Consider the following 2,584-nt stretch of genomic DNA (forward strand, 5'->3'; position numbering starts at 1 on the left):
CGAGAGCGGTTTCGTCCTCGTCCGCGGTACCGCCGCTCGGGCCACCCGTAGCGAAGGTCGGGATCGTGCCGATTCCGTTGTCTAATGGGGCAAGTTCTGGCTGCTCGGTCCTGAGCGGTTGGTGCCTTCGTTCTCTGCGTGCTCATGCTTGGCACTTTATGGGGTAAGCCGGGTGCGATAGTGGCGAGGTTGAAACCGCAGTCAGCGGCGTCGGCCGCCTGCTACAGAATCGGCGCCATCATCTGTGCCGCCTGAGTTTTTCAACGCAATCGCCGCATAGCAGGCACACGCGCGGGGCGCGTCGAAGGTTCGGTTTGGGTCGGAAATGCGTAGCAGCGGGGTCAGGATTGCTTGGCATCGCCTCGCGGCTGAGCCCCGGAAATCCATGGGATCGTGTCGCTTTCGCATGGCATTCGACAGGCGTCGCGCTGCTCGTGGCGTGCGACGCCGCCGATGTCGCCTAACTCCAACGCCTCAGGCGGCGTTGGGCGTCCAGTCGTCACCGTTGCGCTGGAAGCGAAGTTCGATTGCCCGCATCTCCCGGTCCGTCTCAGCGAACTTCAGCATCAGGTCGCGCAGACACCCATCCTCCGAGGTCGACTCCACGTAGAAGCCCGCAAGGGCACGTTGCGCCGGTCCCGGAATCTCAGTGTGGCCTTGCTCCCACCGCCGGACGGTCTGTTCCGTTACGTCGAGAAGCTGCGCGAGCCGTGCCTGTGACAGGTCTAGTTCGATCCGGAGGAAGCGAACTTCCTCGCCGGACATCTGATGGTTCGAAGTTGCGATCGCCATTCCGATCGCGCTGTGAAGGTTCTCCATGGCCGGGATGGTCGTCGCAGGTCCATATGGTGTTTCGTGGCTCTCGACCCCGTCGAGCCACACATTCGGCAGACCGCTGTCGGCATAGTGGTAAAGATTTGTCATCGTCAGTCTCCCTCCAGCCGCCGCCTAGTAAGCGGTGACGACCGTTACGATTAAGTCCCCCTCGCGGATGGCGCAGATGGCACAGACCTCCGTTCCCGCGGTTATGGCTACCATCGGCGCAATCCAGTTTCCGGGCGTCGCATCCCATTTCAGTTTCGGTCCATCGACCGTGCCGCGTCGCAGGGCCCGCAATACCATCGGGCGCGTGATTCCCCTCTCGACCATCCGTTCGATGACATGGTCGGTGAACCGAACCATGTTCGGAAACCGTGCGCGGTCATGCACTTCAGCCTCGAACTGAGCTGGTGTCATGGACGCGCGGAATGGAACGACACTCTTCGACACACCTTACAAAATGATAGGTAGCGCGGATTAACGCAAGGTGAACAGTTCGGAACATCCTGCGGCAATCTCCATAGGGGTCATCGTGGCCGTGACGGCGCTGGCCCTGCAGGGACGGGGCTTGGGCATCGCCGAAATCGGCGCGCTTATCGCCGTCTACTCGCCGTGGTCCTTGCGACCGAGCTCCCCTTTAGTGGTCTGGCCGACCGTTGGGGCGTAAGCCGATCTTCCTGATCGCCACTGGAGCGAGCGTCGTGGCCTCCGGCGTCTTTGTGCTGTCCGAGGCGTTCTGGCCGCTCGCCGTTTCGTTCGAACTGGTCGGCCTCGGACGCGCTCTCCGATCGGGGACGCTGGACGCCTAGTTCGTGGAACGGCTGCGCCTGCACGCGCCTGGCATTGACATCCAGCCCCTCCTCGCGCGGGCGCAAACGGCGAACTTCGCAGGGCTGGGGCTGGGGGCGATCTTGGGAGGTTTCTTGCCTGGCCTCGTACCCGGGAACGACCTGTCGGCTCCGCTGATCGGCCGGACCGTCTACGACGTTTCTTGCGCCGCGGGCCTCGCACTGACGGTCGTCGTGATCGCCTACACCGTCCTTCTGAATTGATTTTTGGCCATTGAGCCAACCGCAGCGAGGGGCAGTCCCGTCCGCACTGCCGCCGCTCCGGCGTGCCGCGCGAAGGTCGCATGCGAGCCTCTTACTGTCATCTCGACAAGGAGCACCTTTGACAGCCGCATCAACTCTACCAGCCGATGTCGTCTCCGATGGTGATCGCCGGCCGGCGATATTCAAAAGCGCCGTCGCCGGACCAATCACGACCGTTCGGAAACCGGACTTCCACGCCTTCCAGGTCCATGGGGCTGAACAAGCGCATGTTGACGCCAACCATGTCGATCGGGCCGTGTTTGTCGGTGAATGACTTTGCCATCGTGAAATGCGTGGTCGCGGAACATGATCGGCACGAATGGACCTCTGCGGCGGGCTCTGCCTTGTCGGTGCGCATCACGGAAAGGGTCGATCCGTCGGTGCTGATCTGCGACGCCGAGAAGTATCCCCACGCCCCACCGGATTTCCGGCACAGATCGCAGTTGCAGTCATGTATGAAGTCGGGTTTCGCGTCGATCGTGACGCTGACCGCGCCGCACAAGCAGGTTCCAGTCATGGTACATCTCTTTCTATCCGCCGCGAACGCTTACGACTTCCGATAGTTTGCGCGTCATTCGTGTCAGCGCAAACCGAAAAGGCAGCTTCGCCCCTACTGCCGCCGCTCGGGTCATCCGCAGCGAAGGTCGGGATCGAGCCGATGGTGTTGAAAAACT

General features: G+C 62.1%; 4 protein-coding genes. 1 reads left to right on the plus strand and 3 read right to left on the minus strand.

Going from position 1 to position 2,584, the window contains the following annotated elements; all coding sequences use genetic code 11:
- Window positions 1–474: 474 nt before the first annotated feature.
- Together OCH239_RS21160 and OCH239_RS23985 are read right to left on the minus strand one after the other, a co-directional pair.
- On the minus strand, window positions 475–924 hold the full coding sequence (locus OCH239_RS21160; protein ID WP_037267428.1) for a helix-turn-helix domain-containing protein: 450 nt from the start codon (window positions 922–924) through the stop codon (window positions 475–477).
- Window positions 925–948: 24 nt separating this feature from the next.
- A complete protein-coding gene (locus OCH239_RS23985) occupies window positions 949–1,236 on the minus strand; it encodes a DUF4258 domain-containing protein (RefSeq protein ID WP_037267430.1) in 288 nt (95 codons plus the stop codon).
- Window positions 1,237–1,742: 506 nt separating this feature from the next.
- Between OCH239_RS23985 and OCH239_RS23805 the strand changes: the two genes are divergently transcribed.
- Complete coding sequence (locus OCH239_RS23805; RefSeq protein ID WP_280111700.1) at window positions 1,743–1,871, plus strand: hypothetical protein; 129 nt, start codon at window positions 1,743–1,745, stop codon at window positions 1,869–1,871.
- A gap of 136 nt (window positions 1,872–2,007) precedes the next feature.
- Here the strand turns inward: OCH239_RS23805 and OCH239_RS21175 are convergent, their stop codons facing one another.
- Complete coding sequence (locus tag OCH239_RS21175; RefSeq protein WP_037267432.1) at window positions 2,008–2,427, minus strand: GFA family protein; 420 nt, start codon at window positions 2,425–2,427, stop codon at window positions 2,008–2,010.
- Between the last annotated feature and the right edge of the window lie 157 nt (window positions 2,428–2,584).

Origin of the sequence: Roseivivax halodurans JCM 10272 (assembly GCF_000521785.1) — a bacterium.
GTDB lineage: Bacteria > Pseudomonadota > Alphaproteobacteria > Rhodobacterales > Rhodobacteraceae > Roseivivax > Roseivivax halodurans.